14 protein-coding genes are annotated in these 16,593 nt (G+C 63.8%); 6 read left to right on the top strand and 8 right to left on the bottom strand.

The window, feature by feature from the left end; translation table 11 throughout:
• Positions 1 to 117 precede the first annotated feature (117 nt).
• Positions 118 to 996 carry a 3-hydroxybutyryl-CoA dehydrogenase gene (locus EN851_RS13880; RefSeq protein ID WP_013892834.1) on the top strand — a complete coding sequence of 293 codons (879 nt, stop codon included), beginning with the start codon at positions 118 to 120 and terminating at the stop codon, positions 994 to 996.
• Positions 997 to 1,005: 9 nt separating this feature from the next.
• On the opposite strand, the gene EN851_RS13885 is transcribed toward EN851_RS13880, so the two are convergent.
• The 3 genes from EN851_RS13885 to EN851_RS13895 form a co-directional block, all read right to left on the bottom strand.
• The gene (locus EN851_RS13885; RefSeq protein WP_135929435.1) at positions 1,006 to 2,985 is read right to left on the bottom strand and encodes a PAS domain S-box protein; all 1,980 of its coding nucleotides are present in this window, start codon (positions 2,983 to 2,985) and stop codon (positions 1,006 to 1,008) included.
• Positions 2,986 to 3,149: 164 nt separating this feature from the next.
• Positions 3,150 to 3,788: an NrsF family protein gene (locus EN851_RS13890; RefSeq protein ID WP_127872235.1), complete on the bottom strand. Its 639-nt coding sequence runs from the start codon at positions 3,786 to 3,788 to the stop codon at positions 3,150 to 3,152.
• Position 3,789: 1 nt separating this feature from the next.
• Entirely contained in the window at positions 3,790 to 4,341 is a 552-nt protein-coding gene (locus EN851_RS13895) for a sigma-70 family RNA polymerase sigma factor (RefSeq protein ID WP_135929436.1), read from the bottom strand.
• A gap of 442 nt (positions 4,342 to 4,783) precedes the next feature.
• On the opposite strand from EN851_RS13895, the gene EN851_RS13900 reads away from it, so the two are divergent.
• The 5 genes from EN851_RS13900 to EN851_RS13920 all read left to right on the top strand — a co-directional run bounded on the left by EN851_RS13900 (position 4,784) and on the right by EN851_RS13920 (position 11,155).
• A complete protein-coding gene (locus EN851_RS13900) occupies positions 4,784 to 5,833 on the top strand; it encodes a hypothetical protein (RefSeq protein ID WP_135929437.1) in 1,050 nt (349 codons plus the stop codon).
• A 9-nt stretch (positions 5,834 to 5,842) separates the two neighbouring features.
• On the top strand, positions 5,843 to 7,195 hold the full coding sequence (locus EN851_RS13905; protein WP_135929438.1) for a hypothetical protein: 1,353 nt from the start codon (positions 5,843 to 5,845) through the stop codon (positions 7,193 to 7,195).
• A 120-nt stretch (positions 7,196 to 7,315) separates the two neighbouring features.
• Entirely contained in the window at positions 7,316 to 8,323 is a 1,008-nt protein-coding gene (locus EN851_RS13910; RefSeq protein WP_135929439.1) for an iron ABC transporter substrate-binding protein, read from the top strand.
• Between the two features lie 172 nt (positions 8,324 to 8,495).
• Positions 8,496 to 10,076 carry an iron ABC transporter permease gene (locus EN851_RS13915; RefSeq protein ID WP_189521864.1) on the top strand — a complete coding sequence of 527 codons (1,581 nt, stop codon included), beginning with the start codon at positions 8,496 to 8,498 and terminating at the stop codon, positions 10,074 to 10,076.
• Complete coding sequence (locus tag EN851_RS13920) at positions 10,073 to 11,155, top strand: ABC transporter ATP-binding protein (protein ID WP_135929441.1); 1,083 nt, start codon at positions 10,073 to 10,075, stop codon at positions 11,153 to 11,155. The genes EN851_RS13915 and EN851_RS13920 overlap by 4 nt, the downstream gene beginning before the upstream one ends.
• A gap of 42 nt (positions 11,156 to 11,197) precedes the next feature.
• Here EN851_RS13920 and EN851_RS13925 read toward each other — a convergent pair whose 3' ends face one another.
• The 5 genes from EN851_RS13925 to EN851_RS13945 all read right to left on the bottom strand — a co-directional run bounded on the left by EN851_RS13925 (position 11,198) and on the right by EN851_RS13945 (position 16,469).
• Entirely contained in the window at positions 11,198 to 12,007 is an 810-nt protein-coding gene (locus EN851_RS13925) for a phosphodiesterase (RefSeq protein ID WP_135929442.1), read from the bottom strand.
• A 31-nt stretch (positions 12,008 to 12,038) separates the two neighbouring features.
• On the bottom strand, positions 12,039 to 13,139 hold the full coding sequence (locus tag EN851_RS13930; protein ID WP_135929443.1) for a sn-glycerol-3-phosphate import ATP-binding protein UgpC: 1,101 nt from the start codon (positions 13,137 to 13,139) through the stop codon (positions 12,039 to 12,041).
• Positions 13,140 to 13,152: 13 nt separating this feature from the next.
• Entirely contained in the window at positions 13,153 to 14,067 is a 915-nt protein-coding gene (locus EN851_RS13935) for an ABC transporter permease subunit (protein WP_135920199.1), read from the bottom strand.
• A gap of 7 nt (positions 14,068 to 14,074) precedes the next feature.
• The gene (locus EN851_RS13940) at positions 14,075 to 14,959 is read right to left on the bottom strand and encodes a sugar ABC transporter permease (protein ID WP_127279190.1); all 885 of its coding nucleotides are present in this window, start codon (positions 14,957 to 14,959) and stop codon (positions 14,075 to 14,077) included.
• 157 nt (positions 14,960 to 15,116) lie between these two features.
• Entirely contained in the window at positions 15,117 to 16,469 is a 1,353-nt protein-coding gene (locus EN851_RS13945; RefSeq protein WP_127279191.1) for an extracellular solute-binding protein, read from the bottom strand.
• Positions 16,470 to 16,593: the final 124 nt, after the last annotated feature.

Genomic DNA, 16,593 nt, shown 5'->3' on the forward strand with positions numbered 1-16,593 from the left:
GGCTGAGAGCAATTCCAGCGGCAGTGCGCAGGGGTTTTTGCGCCGGGAATTGCGGGAAAACAAAGAGATGGGGCGGTTCGCGATTGTGGCGAAAAACGCTCCGGACGGGATCGGGTAATGAGCAAGATCGAGACGATCGGCATCATTGGTGCGGGCCAGATGGGCGGCGGCATCGCCCACGTCTCCGCGCTTTCGGGCTACAAGGTGCTGATCTACGATATATCGCCCGACCGTATCGAGAAGGGCATCGCCACCATCAGCGGCAACATGGCCCGTCAGGTGGGGTCCGGCAAGCTCGACGAGAAACTCCGCAACCAGGCCATGGCACGCATCGCGTCGGCACCGGCGATGGCCGATCTTGCCGGCGCCGATCTGGTGATCGAGGCAGCGACCGAGGACGAAACCGTCAAGCGCAAGATCTATGCGCAGCTCTGCCCGCAGCTCAACCCCGAAGCGATCCTGGCGACCAACACCTCGTCGATTTCGATCACAAGGCTAGCCGCGCAGACCGACCGGCCGGAGCGCTTCATCGGCATTCATTTCATGAACCCGGTTCCGCTGATGAAGCTGGTCGAACTGGTGCGCGGTATCGCCACCGAGGACCAGACCTTCGAGGCGGCGAAGACCTATGTGAAGCAGCTCGACAAGACGATCACGGTCTCGGAGGATTTCCCGGCCTTCATCGTCAACCGCATCCTTCTGCCGATGATCAACGAGGCGATCTACACCCTCTATGAGGGCGTCGGATCGGTCGATGCCATCGACACCGCCATGCGGCTCGGCGCCAACCATCCGATGGGACCGCTGCAGCTTGCCGATTTCATCGGCCTCGACACCTGCCTGTCGATCATGCAGGTGCTGCATGACGGCCTGTCGGATTCGAAGTATCGCCCCTGCCCGCTGCTGGTCAAATATGTCGAGGCCGGTTGGCTCGGCCGCAAGACCGGACGCGGCTTCTACGACTATCGCGGCGAGCACCCCGTTCCGACACGCTGACGCGTCCGCTCACGAGGCCGCGGCGAGCGGCTTGGGCGGTTCTGACCTGTCGTCGCCGATCTTGCCGTCCGGCGCCACGGAAACGCATCCGCGGCCGGCCGCCTTGGCCGCATAGCAGGCGGCGTCGGCCCTTGCGATGATCTCGTCGACTTCGCCGCAATTGGCGCAGATCGCCGTCAGCCCGATGCTGGCGCCGATCGTGTGCGGCCGGCCATCCCAGGTGAAGTTCAGGCCGGCTATCGCATCGATGATGGAGCGCGCCGCGATCCTCGCGCCGGGTGCGGAACCCGACTTCAGGATGACAGCGAATTCGTCGCCACCCAGGCGCGCGACGATGTCTTCAGGACCAAGCACGCCGCGCACCGCCTCGGCGACCCGCTTCAGCAGGGCGTCTCCGGCAGCGTGACCGCCCGTGTCGTTGACCAGCTTGAAATGGTCAAGGTCGATGAACATGAACTGATGGCGGCCGCCAGCCGTCGTGCCGTCCTTGCGTGCCTGATCGACCAGTCCCTCCATGGCGCGGATGAAGCTCGAGCGGTTGGCAAGCCCGGTCAGCGCATCATGGGCGGCGGCATGGGCAAGCTGGCGCTGCAGGGCGCGCGCATCGGTGAAATCCTGGAAGACGATCACCAGACCGCCGAACTCGTTGCGTTCGTTGATGATCGGCGACACGACCTGGCGGATGCTGCAGCGTGTGTCGTCGCGACGGATGAGGACCGCGCGGCTATTCTGGTCGGAGCGCGCCTCTTCGCCTGTCGCCGGCCGCGTCATGCCGATCCTGTGGCCCGTCTCCTCGTCGACAGCCCAGTAGACATGGCTCAGCGTCTTACCCAGCGCGTCGTCGCTGGAAACGCCAGTCAGCTTTTCGGCCACCGGATTCATGAAGGTGACGCGGTTCGCGGCATCGGTGCAGATGACCGCATCGCCGATCGATTGCAGCGTCACCTTAAGCCGCTCCTTCTCGTCGGCCAGCATCGCCGCCGCGACGATGAGCCGTTCTTCGCCCTGCTTGCGCAGGGTGATGTCGGTCAAGCTGCCGATCGCTCTGACCAGCTGTCCGTCGGCATCGCGCTCGATTGCCTTGCCACGGTCGAGGATCCAGATCCAGCGGCCGTCCTTGTGGCGCATCCTGAACTCGGCCTCGAAGAATTCCGTCTGGCCGTCGAGATGGGCGCGATCGGCCTCCGCGACCGTGGCGCGGTCGTCTGGATGGATCATCGTCAGCCAGCGGTCGGGGTCGCCATCGAGCTCGCCATCCCCATAGCCCAGCATCTTGACCCAGGTGGCGGAATAGGTCGTGCCCCCCTTGCGCATGTCGAAATCCCAGACACCTTGACCGGCGCCGGCGAGCGCGAAGTTCCAGCGCGTTTCGGCCTCGGTGATGCGCGCTTCGGCCTGCTTGCGCTCGTCGATATCCTCGATCTGCGAGACGAGATAAAGCGGGCGCCCACTCCTCCCATCGCGAATGACGGAGCCGGCAAGATTAGCCCAGACGGGTGTACCGTCCTTCTTGAGATAACGCTTCTCGAAGTGGAAAGTATCGACGGTGCCCGCCCTCAGGCCGGCCATCGTTTCGCGTCCGATCTGCAGATCGTCGGGATGCGTGATCTGGAAGAAGGTCAACGCCTCGATTTCCTCGCGGCTGTAGCCAAGCATGGTGGCGAAGGCGGGGTTGGTCTGGAGAATGCGCCCGTCGAGGCTGACGATGGCGATGCCGATGGCCGAGTCCTCCATGGCCCGGCGGAACCGCTGCTCGCTCTCCGTGATCTGCCGTCGATCCTCCGAGATTCGACCGATGAACAGATAGGCCAGGAAAAGCGCGCAGACTGTCACCGCGACCGATATTTGAAGGCAAAGTCCGAGTGCTTCCGTGCCGAGGTCCAGCCTTGACGGCACAAGCGAGGCGGCCACCACGGCAAGACCGGCCACAAGCAGCGCCAGCGCTGCATGCTTGTACCGTCCCGGCCCGATGATACTTCGCAATGTCACGATTTATGCCACCCCCGTGGGCAATCGCTTTTTTTCCATCGAAACCCTGAAGGATCGATTTTAAGGAAAGGTTGCGTCCGGGGCATCGGCGATATGGACAACCGGCAAACAATTGCCGGCATGATTAAGGATCGGTATTCACGGGGTCTGGGCGCGGTGTCCTGCTACCAACGCACGAAAAACCGACCGCCGAGCGCGCCAAGCAAGGCAAGGGCCGCGATGGCGATCGTGTACCAGGTGGCAACGAAAAGCGGCGAATCGTCGAAGCAGTGCGCCGCATAGAAAGTCGCCGCCAGCCCGCCGGCAAGCAGCCCCGCGGCCGCGCCGGCAAGCACCGGCCGTGTCGGCGCGCCATAGCGCAGCATCCACAGGAAGATGGCCAGCGGACCGATGCCGATCAGCGGGATGAAGGTCATGCAGATCATCATGTTCGAACCGATCATGCGCGTGCCCCACAGCGCCTGCGGTACCATGAAGAGCTCCAGCACCACGGCCACCGCGACCAGCAGCGGCGCGGCGATCATCGCCGCCATTGCCCGGCCTGTCGCCGCACCCGGAGTCGACAGGGCTCGGATCAGGGCGAAGGCGCTGATGGCGAGCACGATGGTGAAAACAAACTTGGACAGGAAGCGCATCGTGTGCGCGGCAACCATGAAGTCGGGGCGCGGCCCGATCGTCATCATGAAAACAGCGGCCGCGACGACGACGGCCGCGCCGGCCGCCAGCCACCAGGCCAGGCGCAACGGCATCGCCTTGCTACGGGCATCGGCGTCGAGCGCCTTGATGAGATCGTCGGTCTTCATGTCATTCCCGTCCGAACCGCCCCTGTCCGAATCGCTTGGCTATGGCGGCAAGTCCCCGATGCAGCGATACACGCACCGCCGTCTCGCTGATGCCGAACTTCGCCGCCGTCTCGCTGATCGAGCGACCCTCCACGGACACGGCCGAAACCACGGAACGCTGTGCCGGCGGCAGGCCGTCGAGCGCCCGGTTGATGTCGCGTTCGCTGACCGTATCGGTCTCCGGCTCGGCAAAAGTCTCGGCGATGTCGTCGACATCGATCTCGATGCGCCGTCCGCGCCGCCGGAACGCGTCGATCAGCTTGAAACGGGCAATCGCATAGACCCAGGGCAGGACCGGCGCGTCCTGGCGCCAGGTGTGTCGCTTCACATGAATTGCCAGCAAGGTTTCCTGCACGACGTCCTCGGGATCGACCCCGCCCTGCACGATCTTGCGCCTGACAAAGCCGCGGATGAGCGCGGCAATCCGGTGGAGAAAGTCGGCATAGGCCTTTTCATCTCCCGCGATCGCGGCCCGCATCAGCCGGGAAAGCTCGGCCTCGTCTTTGCCGCTCACAAGAGTTCACTCCCCGATCTTCGCGCCTCGGCACTGGTTTGTTACGTGGCCGGCGAAATAATGTCCAAGCCAAACTACGGGCAAATCACGAAAGTTTGCGGGACGGTCCGCGAAATTCCCTGATGGGTTCTCTGGTTCCCAGCCCAGGCGCGAGGAACAGCGCGGACCAAGCTTTGTTGACGTAGGGTAAACCCTTCTGTAGCGTCAAAGGATCGGAGGGCGGCCGAAATGGATTTCATTGAACGCATTTTTGGATTTTCTCCCGACAATGGCTCGGGAACTTTCGAGGGCAGCCTTGTCATTGCAGCCATAGTCCTTGTCGCTGCCATCTACTTCTACCGGAGACAGAGATCACTGAAGAAATAGCCGCTGGAAAATCGGCGGGGACACGTCCGCCAGGAAAAACATTACCGTTGCGTCCTCTCAGCGTGGGAAACACGACATGGCAGGATCTCTGGTCAACCACATCAGAACCGCGGCCCTGCTGTTGTTCGCCGCCGAATTCTGGAAGCGTCTTGCCACCGGGCTGAAAGTGCTGTTTGCGACGATCCGCATGCTGCTATGCCGGCTGGCCAAGGGCCAGCGGCTGCCAAGCCCGGCGCAGAACGATTGCTGTATCCAGCTGCCGCCCGACATCTACAAGCGCGCCGATCCTCTTCTTTATGCCCAGTACTATCTGATGGCGCAGGGCCTCGCGGTCACCTGGGACAATCCCGACATCGACATTTTCGACGGCGCCGCGCCAGTCACCGGCGCGCTCCAGCCAGCACACACATATCGCGTTCGCGTGCGTGTCTGGAACGGGTCTTACGACGCCCCGGCCATCGGCGTCGGAGTGGCGCTGTCCTACCTGTCCTTCGGCGCACAGACCGTTTCCCGTCCGATCGCCAGCACCGCCGTCAATCTCGGGGCCAAGGGCACGATCGATTGCCCTGCCTATGCCGAGTTCAGTTGGACCACGCCCGCCACCAGCGGCCACTATTGCCTGCAGGCACAGCTCTCCTGGGGCGATGACGCCAACCCCGGCAACAACCTAGGCCAGAAGAACGTCAACATTGCCGAGATGCGCTCACCGGCAAGGTTCGTCTTCAGCGTACGCAACGAGGCCTCGGTCGTCCGGCGTTTCCAGATCGAGGCGGACTGCTACGGCCTGCCGAAGCTGCAGCCATGTGCCCCGCCACGCGGCCAAGGTCGGGGCGAGAGCACCGACACCCCGCAGCCGCGGCTCGCCGAGAGCAAGGCACGCTGGGCCAGGGCCCTCGAGGACCAGGCCTATGGCCGGTTTCCCATCCCGGACGACTGGTCGGTCAGGATCGTTCCAAGAACGCTTTCACTGCAGCCGCGCCAGATCACCGAGATCGCCGTCGAGATCGAAGCGAAGGACGCCGCCTTCCATGGCTCGAAGACCTTCAACGTCCATGTGTTCACGATCGGCGAAAGCGGATCGCGCACCATGACCGGCGGTGTGACGCTCACCGCCACGAAAGGCTGAGGCGCTCCGATGGCCTACAAGCACTATACGAGCTGCTTCCTCTATCCCGCCGGTGGCAAGCCCTACAATGAGGACGACCGGCTGGCTTTCCTCGCCGGCCAGGCGCTGCAGATCATCGTCATCACCGGGCTGGCAGCCGCCTTCGGCTTGCTGTTGGGGCCGGTCGGTGCGGCACTTGCCGCGGCAATCGCATTTCTGGCGTCCGCCACCGCGACGATCGACAAGGCCGCCGGGGAATGGCTCAATCATCGCCTGGTCTGCCTCGACAAGGACAATCCGAAATGCGCTGTCGGCATCGTCTCCTACAATCCGTTCCGCAGCGATCTCGGCGCCTTCGACAACGACCAGTATTTCGACGTAATCCTGATGCCGCATCCGACGGCCGAGATCCTCAACGCCGAGACCAACGAGGCGGCTTTGGCGGCCGCCAATCGCTACAATGCCGACGGCAGCGTCGTCGCGGAATTCGCCGCCAGCATCGCGGCCCATCCGGCCAACGACATTCTCAATGACGGCTTTCAGGGTCATGAGCTGCTGTTGCCACGCGATGACCTGAAGACCGACCTCGGCTACGCACCCGCCGATGACCATGCCCGCTGGGGCCTGCACTGCGAAGCAGAGGGCGACTTCTGGATCAAGATGCGCCAATGGGCGCCGGCCATCGTCATCCTGCTGACGGCGGCTCTGGTCGTCACGGCGGCCGCGGCGGCCGCCGGCGCCGGTGTCGGGGCGGCCGTCGGCTGCGCCATAGGGTCGTTTTTCCTGGGTGCGCTGGGCTGCGCCATCGGCTCGTTCCTGGGAGGATTGCTGGGGGCGGCCATTGGCGGCGCGATCGGCGGCGCGGCGTCCTACTTCGGCGGGGTCAAGCCGGTCCTGCAGGGGCTGTTCAACTGGAACCCCGGCAATGTCGAGGACGCCAATGTCGGCGACAAGGCGCTCGGCCCCATCAGGATGGGCGATCATGTCGCCGTCCTCGGCGAACATGTCTATGACGGCTATCACCAGGGCTGGCACGAGTTTCATCCGCTGATGGCGGTGGTCAAATTCGATGCGGCCGCGGGTGTCGACGCAAAACACTATCTTCAGTGGAACCCGGACTTTCCCGACATGGGCACAGTCCCGCCCAAACCGCCGGGCGAGGCCACCGACCTCACCCCGCAGGATATGCGTGACGGGCTTGGCAGCACGGCATTCAGGACACGCTGCGAGAACCTGCGCAGAACCTGGTGCGCCATGCTGAACGACGCGTTCGATCCGGAGACCAAACGAACACAGCAGGGCCTGGATCAGCGCTGGACCATTCATCCCATGGTCGATGGCTGCATTCCGCAGGAGCAGCCACCGGCACCGCATATCGGGTGATGTCAAATGCGTCCGACACGCGAAACCGTGATGATGCCGATTGGCTTTCAATCTTGACTAACCCATTCATGAATTGATACTCGGACGCACCCGCAGTGCGGGCAACCCGAGGAGTACCTTATGAAATCCCCCCTTCTTGCCCTGGCCAGCGTAGCGGTGCTTGCAATCAGCCTGGCCGCCGGTCCGGCAACGGCCGAAGATGCCGGCATCATCGTCTATAATGCCCAGCATGAAAGCCTGACCAAGGAATGGGCCGAAGGGTTCACCAAGGAAACCGGCATCAAGGTCACCTTGCGAAACGGCGGCGACAGCGACTTCTCCAACCAGATCGTCTCCGAAGGCGCCGCCTCGCCCGCCGACGTGTTTTTGACGGAGAATTCGCCGGCCATGGCGCTGGTGGAGAATGCCGGCCTGTTCGCGCCGGTCGACGCCGACACGCTGGCTCAGGTCCCGCAGGACTATCAGGCGGCCAGCGGCAAATGGGTGGGCGTGGCCGCGCGCAGCACCGTTTTTGCCTACAACACGACCAAGCTCAAGCCCGATCAGTTGCCCAAGTCGATGCTCGATCTCGCCGATCCGAGCTGGAAAGGCCGCTGGGCGGCTTCGCCTTCCGGCGCCGATTTCCAGGCCATCGTCAGCGCGCTGCTGCAACTCAAGGGCGAGGCCGCCACGGCCGACTGGCTGAAGGCGATGAAGGAGAATTTCACCGCCTACAAGGGCAACAGCACGGTGATGAAGGCGGTCAATGCCGGCGAGATCGAAGGCGGCGTGATCTACCACTATTACTACTTTGGCGATCAGGCCAAGACCGGCGAAAACTCCAAGAACGTCGCGCTGCACTATTTCAAGAACCAGGATCCGGGCGCTTTCGTGTCGGTTTCCGGCGGCGGCGTGCTGGCTTCGAGCAAGCACCAGAAGGAAGCCCAGGCCTTCCTGAAATGGGTGACCGGCAAGGGTGGCCAGGACGTGCTGAAGAACGGAACCTCCTTCGAATATGCGGTCGGCAAGGGCGCTCAGTCCAATCCGAAGCTGGTGCCTCTGGCCGACCTGCAGGCACCGAAGGTCGATGCCGCGACGCTCAACTCCAAGAAGGTCACCGACCTGATGACGGCAGCCGGCTTGCTTTAGTTGGCGTTCGTCCTAATAAGAACGCCGGACCGTGCTCCCGCGGACTCTCTTTCCGCGGGAGCGTTTTGTTTTTCGAGATTGCATTCGTCGATGACGACACGTTGCCTATCCGACCGCGACCGTGGTCCTTCAATTCCCGCCGCCGGGCGGCAATGGCGCGGCGTGTGAGCTGATGCAGTCCGCGGTCCATCTCGCGCGCCCGGGCCTGCCGCCCAAGATGCGCCGGCGGGCGCAACGGCGGGCGGCGCCCTGGCTTGTCGCCGCCGCCATATCTGTCTCCCTGCTGGCGCTGCTGCCGCTCGCTTTCATCATAGGGATCGCGGTGCAGACCGGCTGGGAGACCGTCTCGGCGCTGATCTTCAGGCCACGTGTCGGCGAACTGCTGGTCAACACCGGCCTGCTGGTGCTGCTGGCCGTGCCGATCGCCATCACCTTGTCGGTGACGCTGGCCTGGCTGACCGAACGCAGCGACCTGCCCGGCGCCCGGCTCTGGGCCTGGCTCTGCGTGGCGCCGCTCGCCATCCCCGCTTTCGTCCACTCCTATGCCTGGATCACCATGGTGCCGGGGCTGCACGGCCTGTGGGCGGGCGTGCTGGTCTCCGTCATCGCCTATTTTCCCTTCCTTTACCTGCCGGTATCGGCGGCGCTGCGCCGCCTCGATCCTGCCCTGGAGGATGCCGCGGCGGCGCTTGGTCTCGGACCCTGGCGCGTGTTCTGGCGTGTCGTGTTGCCGCAGCTCAGGCTCGCAATATGCGGCGGCTCGCTGCTGGTCGGACTGCATCTGCTGGCCGAATATGGCCTCTACGTCTTCATCCGCTTCGACACCTTCACCACCGCGATCGTCGACCAGTTCCAGTCGACCTTCAACGGCCCGGCCGCCAACATGCTGGCCGGCGTGCTGGTGACCTGCTGTTTCGTGCTGCTCGGTCTCGAAGTGCTGGTGCGCGGCGAGGAACGTTATGCCCGTGTCGGCTCGGGTGCTGCGCGGTATCAGCAACGCATCGGCCTAGGCCGCGCCACCATCCCGAGCCTTGCCTTGCTCCTCGTCACCACGCTGCTGGCGCTTGGCGTGCCGTTCGTCACCATCGGGCGCTGGCTCCTCGCCGGCGGCGCCGATGTCTGGCGTCTCGACGAGATTGGACTGGCACTCGGCCAGACGCTGTTCCTGTCCCTTGCCGGGGCGCTGCTTGCCACTGTCGCGGCGATGCCGATGGCCTGGATCTCGATCCGCGCGCCGGGACCGCTGCAGCGCCTTATGGAGGGATGCAACTACATTGTCGGCTCGCTGCCGGGTGTCGTCATTGCGCTGGCGCTGGTCACCATCACCGTGCGCATCGCCCTGCCGCTCTACCAGACCCTGTTCACCATCCTGGTCGCATATGCCTTGATGTTCCTGCCGCGTGCCCTGGTCAGCCTGCGCGCCTCGATCGCCCAGGCACCGGTCGAGCTCGAGCGCGCCGCGTCGAGCCTTGGCCGGCGGCCGCTCAACGCGCTGTGGTCGACGACAATCCGCCTGTCGGCGCCGGGTGCCGCGGCCGGCATGGCGCTGGTGGCGCTCGGCATCATGAACGAGTTGACCGCGACCCAGATGCTGGCGCCGAACGGCACCCGCACGCTGGCGATGGCGTTCTGGTCCTACAGCAGCGAGATCGACTACGCCTCGGCCGCCCCTTACGCCTTCATCATGGTGGCGATGTCGCTGCCCCTGACCTGGCTGCTCTATGTCCAGTCGAAGCGGATGGCCGGACGATGAGCTTTCTTGAACTCCGCAATCTGCACAAGCATTACGGCCCGGTCGCCGCACTGGCCGGCGTCGACCTGAATGTCGCCAGCGGCAGCCGCACGGCGATCGTAGGACCTTCCGGCTGCGGCAAGACGACCCTGCTGCGGCTGATCGCCGGCTTCGAGGCGCCGGATCAGGGCCGCATCGTGCTCGACGGGCAGGTGCTGGCCAATGGCGGCGCTGCCGTTCCGGCGCATCGCCGCGGCATTGGCGTGGTGGCGCAAGACGGCGCCCTGTTCCCGCATCTGACCATCTCGGACAATATCGGCTTCGGCATGGGCCGGGACGACGACAAGCGCGCCGAGCGCATCGTCGAACTTGCCTATATCGTTGGACTGGACAAGGCGATCCTGAAACGCCGCCCGCACGAACTCTCCGGTGGTCAGCAGCAGCGCGTGGCGCTGGCCCGCGCCATGGCGATGAAGCCGCGGCTGATGCTGCTCGACGAGCCGTTCTCGGCCCTCGACACCGGCCTGCGCGCCTCGATGCGCAAGGCCGTGGCCGAACTTCTGGAGGCGGCCGGCATCACCACCATCCTGGTGACGCACGACCAGGCCGAGGCGCTGTCCTTCGCCAGCCAGGTGGCGGTGATGCGCGATGGAAAATTTTCCCAGGTCGGCACGCCGCGCGAACTCTATCTCAAGCCGAAGGACAGGATGATCGCCGAGTTCCTCGGCGATGCCATCATCCTGCCGGCCAGCGTCTCGGGCGGCTTCGCCAGCTCCCCGCTCGGCCGCATCGCGGTCGACACGCCGGACAGCCGCGATATCGTCCGCATCATGCTGCGGCCGGAACAGATCGGGCTGAAACGCACCTCGCGCGAGGGCATGTCGGGCACATCGGACATGCTGTTCGGCGAGGTGACGGAATCGGAGTTCGCCGGCTCGACATGCACGGTCGCGGTTCGGCTTCTGAACAATTCCGATCCGCCGGACGCCGCCGCCATCGGCGGCACGCCGCTGATCCTGCGCAAATCCGGCATGGACGCACCAGCGGTCGGCGAGATCGTACGGCTGACCGTATCGGGCAAGGCGCATGTCTTCACTTGAGAGCGACGGCTGAAGGCGCTGAACCCAAGCGAAGTGGCCAGCTCACGCCGTGATGCGTTCGCCGGTTTCCGCTGAATAGATCGGCCATTGCTCGAGAAAATCGCAACCGTGCACCACCACCCACTGGTTGGCGCTGTCGACGAGGATGACGGCGTAGGACGGCGGCGCCTGTTCGACGATCTCGCTCGATCGGTCGAGGGCAAGCTCGAACCGGGCATGCAGGCCGCGCTGCGCCGAGAACGGAATTCCGGCCACGGTGCCGGCAATGTCGCGATGGACATGGCCGAAGAAGATGTGGCGAACGTTGCCATGGCCCCGCAGCAGGCCGAGCAACCGCTCGGGCTGTTCGAGCGCCAGCGGATCGAGCTGCGGCAGGCCGAGCGCGACCGGCGGATGATGCAGGAAAACGTAGGCTGGCCTGCCGCCTGATTGTTCCAGCCGGGCTTCGAGCCAGGCAAGCCGGCCGTCGCACAGTTCGCCCTCGATGCGTCCTTCCGCCAGGCAGTCGAGAAACAACAGCACTTCGTTGCCGGTATCATGGACCGACTGCACGAAACCGTTTTCGTCGACCGGAATTTCGGGAAACGCGGCGACGAGGCTGGCCCGCCTATCATGGTTGCCCGGCAGCAGCCTGTACGGCATCGACAGCGTGCCAAGCGCAACGCGCAGATCGGCATAGCTTTGCGGCGCACCGGTCTCCGTCAGGTCGCCGGTGAAGACGCAAAGCGCGGCGTCGGGATGATGCGCATTGATGTGCGCGATGCACTGATCCAGCCGCTGATGCAGGTCCGCCCCATAGCGGCGCTCACCTCGCCGGCCAAGATGCACGTCCGTGACCTGGATGATTTTCATGTGCGTCTCTTGGCTGAGCGCGTTTGGGAAATCAAAGCGCCGGCTCGGGTACCGAAGCCTTGAAGACATCGAGGCGGGTCCCTGTCTCCGACGAGAAGAAGTGCATGTCGTCTGGCGAGATCTTCAGGCCGACGGTGCTGCCGGGTTCGGGATGAACGGCCTCCGAGGTCATCACCGAGAACGGCGCGCCGTCGAGGTCGACATAGATCACCCGCCCCGCACCCAGTTCCTCGACTAGGTCGACAGTGGCATCGAGCGCGCCCGGCGTTCCCGGCGCCACCAGCCGGACGGCTTCCGGCCGGATGCCCATCGCCACCTTCGTACCGACCGGCAGGCCGGCGCGAGCCATGCCCAGGCGCCGGCTGCCGCCGAGCAGCGACAGCCCGTCGAGTTCGACAGTCCCCTCAAGGATGTTCATGGCCGGCGCACCGACGAAAGTGGCGACGAAGCGGCTGGCCGGGCGGGTGTAGATCTCACCTGGCGTGCCGACCTGTTCGACGCGTCCGCCATTCATCACCACCAGCCGGTCGGCCAGCGTCATCGCCTCGACCTGATCGTGGGTGACGAAGACGGAGGTGGCGTTCAGCCGGCGATGCAGTTTGCGGATTTCCGAGCGCATCTGCACGCGCAGCTTGGCGTCGAGATTGGACAGCGGTTCGTCGAACAGGAAGACTTTCGGTTTGCGGATCATGGCCCGGCCCATGGCGACGCGCTGCCTCTGACCGCCCGAAAGCGCCATCGGCTTGCGGTCGAGCAGATGCTCGAGCTCAAGCGTGCGGGCCACCGCCTGAATCCGCTGGTTGCGCTCGGCCGAGGGAACACCTGATACCTTCAGCGAATAGCCGATGTTCTGCGCCACGCTCATATGCGGATAGAGTGCGTAGTTCTGGAACACCATGGCGCAGCCGCGCTCACGCGGCTCGAGCTTGTTGACCACCGTGCCGTCGATGGCGATCGTGCCGTCGGAAATCTCCTCCAGCCCGGCGATCATCCTGAGCAGCGTGGACTTGCCACAGCCGGACGGGCCGAGGATGACGACGAACTCGCCCGATGCGAAGTCGAGGTCGACGCCATGCACGACCTGCGTCTTGGCATAATTCTTCTTGACGCCGCGTATTGCGATGGAGGCCATCTTTGTCTCCTTGTTACTTCTCGGTGGCGATCAGGCCGCGCACGAACCAGCGCTGCATCAACACCACGACAATCATCGGCGGCAGCATGATGATGAGCGTTCCGGCCATGGCGATGTGCCATTCCGGGGCGCCACCGACATTGGGGATCAGCTGCTTGAGCTCGGTCACCGCCATCGCATGCGACTGGTCGGTGGTGATGAGCAGCGGCCACAGATACTGGTTCCAGGCCCACAGGAACATGATGGTGCCGAGCGCGGCCATATTGTTGCGCGACAGCGGCAGCAGCACGTCGATGAAGAACCGCAGCGGCCCGGCACCGTCCATGCGCGCGGCCTCGGTCAACTCGTCCGGCACGGTCAGGAAGAACTGCCGGTAGAGGAACGTTCCGGTCGCGGTGGCGACCAGCGGCAGGATCAGGCCGCTATAGGAATTGAGCAGCCCCAGGCTCAGTGCAACCCGCACGCCCGATACTTTCTCGATCAGCCAGGACAGCCCGGTCAGGTCCAGGATCGTCTGATAGGGCTCGAGCACGTTGGCGACCACGGCGTAGGTCGGCACGATGCGCACTTCGAGCGGCAGCATCAGCGTGATGAAGATCAGCCAGAAGATCAGCATGCGGCCAGGATAGCGGAAGTACACGATCGAGAAGGCGGTGAGCGCCGAGATGATCACTTTGCCCGCCGCGACGCCGAACGCCATGATGAAGCTGTTGAGCAGCTTGGGGCCGAGATCGGCCGTCACCCAGGCCGTCTTGATGTTGACCCAGAAGTCACTGCCCGGCAACAGCGACATCGGCACATCGTTGACGTCCTTGAGATTGTGCGACGCGGCGATCGCCACGATGGCGAACGGCGCGACACAGAAAACGAAGCCGACGAACAGGATCAGATGCGTGAAGAAATTGAGGAACGGGGTGCGTTCGACCATGATCATCTCACCTGTAGTGCACGCGCCGCTCAATGAAGCGGAACTGGACAATGGTGAGGGCGACGATCAGCACCATCAGGATAATGCTCTGCGCGGCCGCGCCCGAATAGTCGAGGCCTTTGAAGCCGTCCGAGTAGATCTTGTAGACCATCAGGTTGGTGGCGTTCGCCGGTCCGCCTGATGTCATGATGTCGACGATGCCGAAGGAGTCCTGGAAGCTCTCGGTGATATTGATGACGAGCAGGAAGAAGATGGTCGGCGTGATCAGCGGGAACTGGATGTCCCAGAAGCGCCTGAGGACACCGGAGCCGTCCATCGCCGCCGCCTCGATCAGGGATCGCGGGATTGCTTGGAAGGCCGCGAGGAAGAAGATGAAGTTGTAGCCGACATATTTCCAGGAAAAGGCGACGATGATCGAGGCCATGGCATCAGCGCCGTCGAGGCCGGGATCCCAGAAGCCGGGCCAGACCTGGTTGACGACGGCCATGAAGCCGGCTTCCGGCGCCAGGATGAACCGAAATGCCAGCGCCAGCGCTGGCGCGGCGATGCCGTAGGGCCAGATGAGCACCACGCGATACAGCCACGAGCCGGCAAGCTGCCGGTCGGTCAAGGCGGCCAACACCAGCGCGATGAACATCGCCAGGCCGGTGCTGATGGCCGCGAAAATCAGGCTGGCGGTGATCGAGTTCCAGTAGTCGGCGTTGGACAGGATCGAGCGGAAATTGTCGAGGCCGACCCAGATGTTGCCGCCGCCCCAAGGCTGCTGCAGCGTCAGCGACCAGTATACCGCCTGGCCGGCCGGCCAGTAGAAGAAGGTGAAGATCAGGAACAGCTGCGGCACCGCGAACAGGATACCGATCGTCCATCTGCTGAAAGTGACGCGTTTTTCCATCGGTCCGCCGACGCCGCTCAAGCGGCTCGCTTGGTGCAAGGTGAGACTAATAACGAAATGGCCGCCCGTCGACCCAAGCATGATCCCGGAAACTGGAAACCGGTTTCGCGATCATGCTCAACGGGAGTCGCCGGACGGGCCAGTGCATTTCAGCGGATCAGGGCAGCGTCTTGCCCGGATAGGTCTGCTGGAAGCGGTCGAGGATGGCGTCGCCGTTCTTGACCAGCGTGTCGAGACCCTCCTGGACGCTGACCTTGTTGGCGAAGATCGCCTGCATCTGCGTGCCGAACTCGGCGCGGATCTGGGTGAAGTTGCCCAGGCGCACGCCACGGGTGATCTCTGTCGGCTCCGACGCGGTCAGGCTGGCGATCGCGACTTCACGACCCTTGTAGGGCGCCTTGTCGTAGAACCCTTGCGACTTCAGGTATTCGAAGCCCGACTTGGTCACCGGGATGTAGCCGGTGTTGGTCGACCAGAACAAAGCGGTCTTGGGGTCATGGATGAAGTTGAGGAAGGCGGCCGCGCCCTTGTATTCCGCGTCCGACTTGCCGGACAGCACCCACAGCGAAGCGCCGCCGACGAGCGAGTTCTTGCGCTCGGTGCCGGCATAGACCGGCAGTTCGGCGACATCCCACTTCATGCCTTCCTTCTGCGTGCGGCCGACCGTGCCGTGGTCGCCGACCGAAGTCAGAATGACCTGGCAGGTGCCGGTGGCGAAGGCCTGCACCATGTCCTGGCCGAGATCCTTCGACTTGATCTTGATCAGGCCGGCGTCATACCACTTCTTCAGATCGGTGACGTACTGGACGAACTTGGTCTTGTTGACTTCCAGACGGGCATCGAGACCGTCATAGCCATTGTTCTTGGTGGCGATCGGCTGGTTGTGCAGCGCCGAGAATTGCTCCATCAGCTGCCAGCTTTCATTGGCCGAGATGTTGATCGCCATCGGGCATTCATAGCCGGCGTCCTTCAAGGCCTGGAGATCGGTGGCGACATCTTCCCATGTCTTGGGCGCTTCGGTCTTGCCGATCTTGGCGAAAGCATCCTTGTTCCAGTACATCAGCGGGGTCGAGGAATTGAACGGAAAGGACAGCATCTCGCCCTTCGACGTCGCGTAGTAGCGGGCGATGCCGGGGAAATAGTCGGCGTAGTCGATCTTGTAGCCGTTTTCTTCCATCAGCTTGTCGGCGGGCTTGTAGGCGCCCGACAGCATCATGGTGGCGGTGCCGACGTCGTAGACCTGGACGACGGCGGGCTGCTTTCCGGCGCGGAAGGCGGCGATGGTGTTCTGCAGCGTCGCGTCGTAATTGCCCTGGCTGGTGCAGGTGACTTCATAATCCTTCTGCGACTCGTTGAAGTTCTTGCACAGCGTATCGACGACGCGGGCAAGATCGCCAGAAAGGCCGAACCAGAAATCGAATTTTACCGGTTCCGCGAAGGCAGGAACCGCCACCGCCGTGCTGAGCACGCCTGCGGCAAGGGCAGCGAGGCCCCGCTTGATGATCGTCATGATTTCTTCCCTCTTGAATGACTGTTGACAAGGGTCTGCGCAAGTCCTTGCCCGCTCTCTTAGAGAAGGTATGTGACAGTTCTGTTGTGGCCTCCCGGGCCTGTGGACAGCCGGTCTTTCCTCC

It is taken from the genome of Mesorhizobium sp. M8A.F.Ca.ET.208.01.1.1 (assembly GCF_004791315.1).
Taxonomy (GTDB): Bacteria; Pseudomonadota; Alphaproteobacteria; order Rhizobiales; family Rhizobiaceae; genus Mesorhizobium.

Coding starts and splice junctions, on each gene's coding strand:
- EN851_RS13880 (WP_013892834.1), top strand. CDS start 118: ATGAGCAAGATCGAGACGATCGGCATCATTGGTGCGGGCCAGATGGGC.
- EN851_RS13890 (WP_127872235.1), bottom strand. CDS start 3,788: ATGAAGACCGACGATCTCATCAAGGCGCTCGACGCCGATGCCCGTAGC.
- EN851_RS13900 (WP_135929437.1), top strand. CDS start 4,784: ATGGCAGGATCTCTGGTCAACCACATCAGAACCGCGGCCCTGCTGTTG.
- EN851_RS13905 (WP_135929438.1), top strand. CDS start 5,843: ATGGCCTACAAGCACTATACGAGCTGCTTCCTCTATCCCGCCGGTGGC.
- EN851_RS13910 (WP_135929439.1), top strand. CDS start 7,316: ATGAAATCCCCCCTTCTTGCCCTGGCCAGCGTAGCGGTGCTTGCAATC.
- EN851_RS13915 (WP_189521864.1), top strand. CDS start 8,496: ATGCAGTCCGCGGTCCATCTCGCGCGCCCGGGCCTGCCGCCCAAGATG.
- EN851_RS13920 (WP_135929441.1), top strand. CDS start 10,073: ATGAGCTTTCTTGAACTCCGCAATCTGCACAAGCATTACGGCCCGGTC.
- EN851_RS13925 (WP_135929442.1), bottom strand. CDS start 12,007: ATGAAAATCATCCAGGTCACGGACGTGCATCTTGGCCGGCGAGGTGAG.
- EN851_RS13930 (WP_135929443.1), bottom strand. CDS start 13,139: ATGGCCTCCATCGCAATACGCGGCGTCAAGAAGAATTATGCCAAGACG.
- EN851_RS13935 (WP_135920199.1), bottom strand. CDS start 14,067: ATGGTCGAACGCACCCCGTTCCTCAATTTCTTCACGCATCTGATCCTG.
- EN851_RS13940 (WP_127279190.1), bottom strand. CDS start 14,959: ATGGAAAAACGCGTCACTTTCAGCAGATGGACGATCGGTATCCTGTTC.
- EN851_RS13945 (WP_127279191.1), bottom strand. CDS start 16,469: ATGACGATCATCAAGCGGGGCCTCGCTGCCCTTGCCGCAGGCGTGCTC.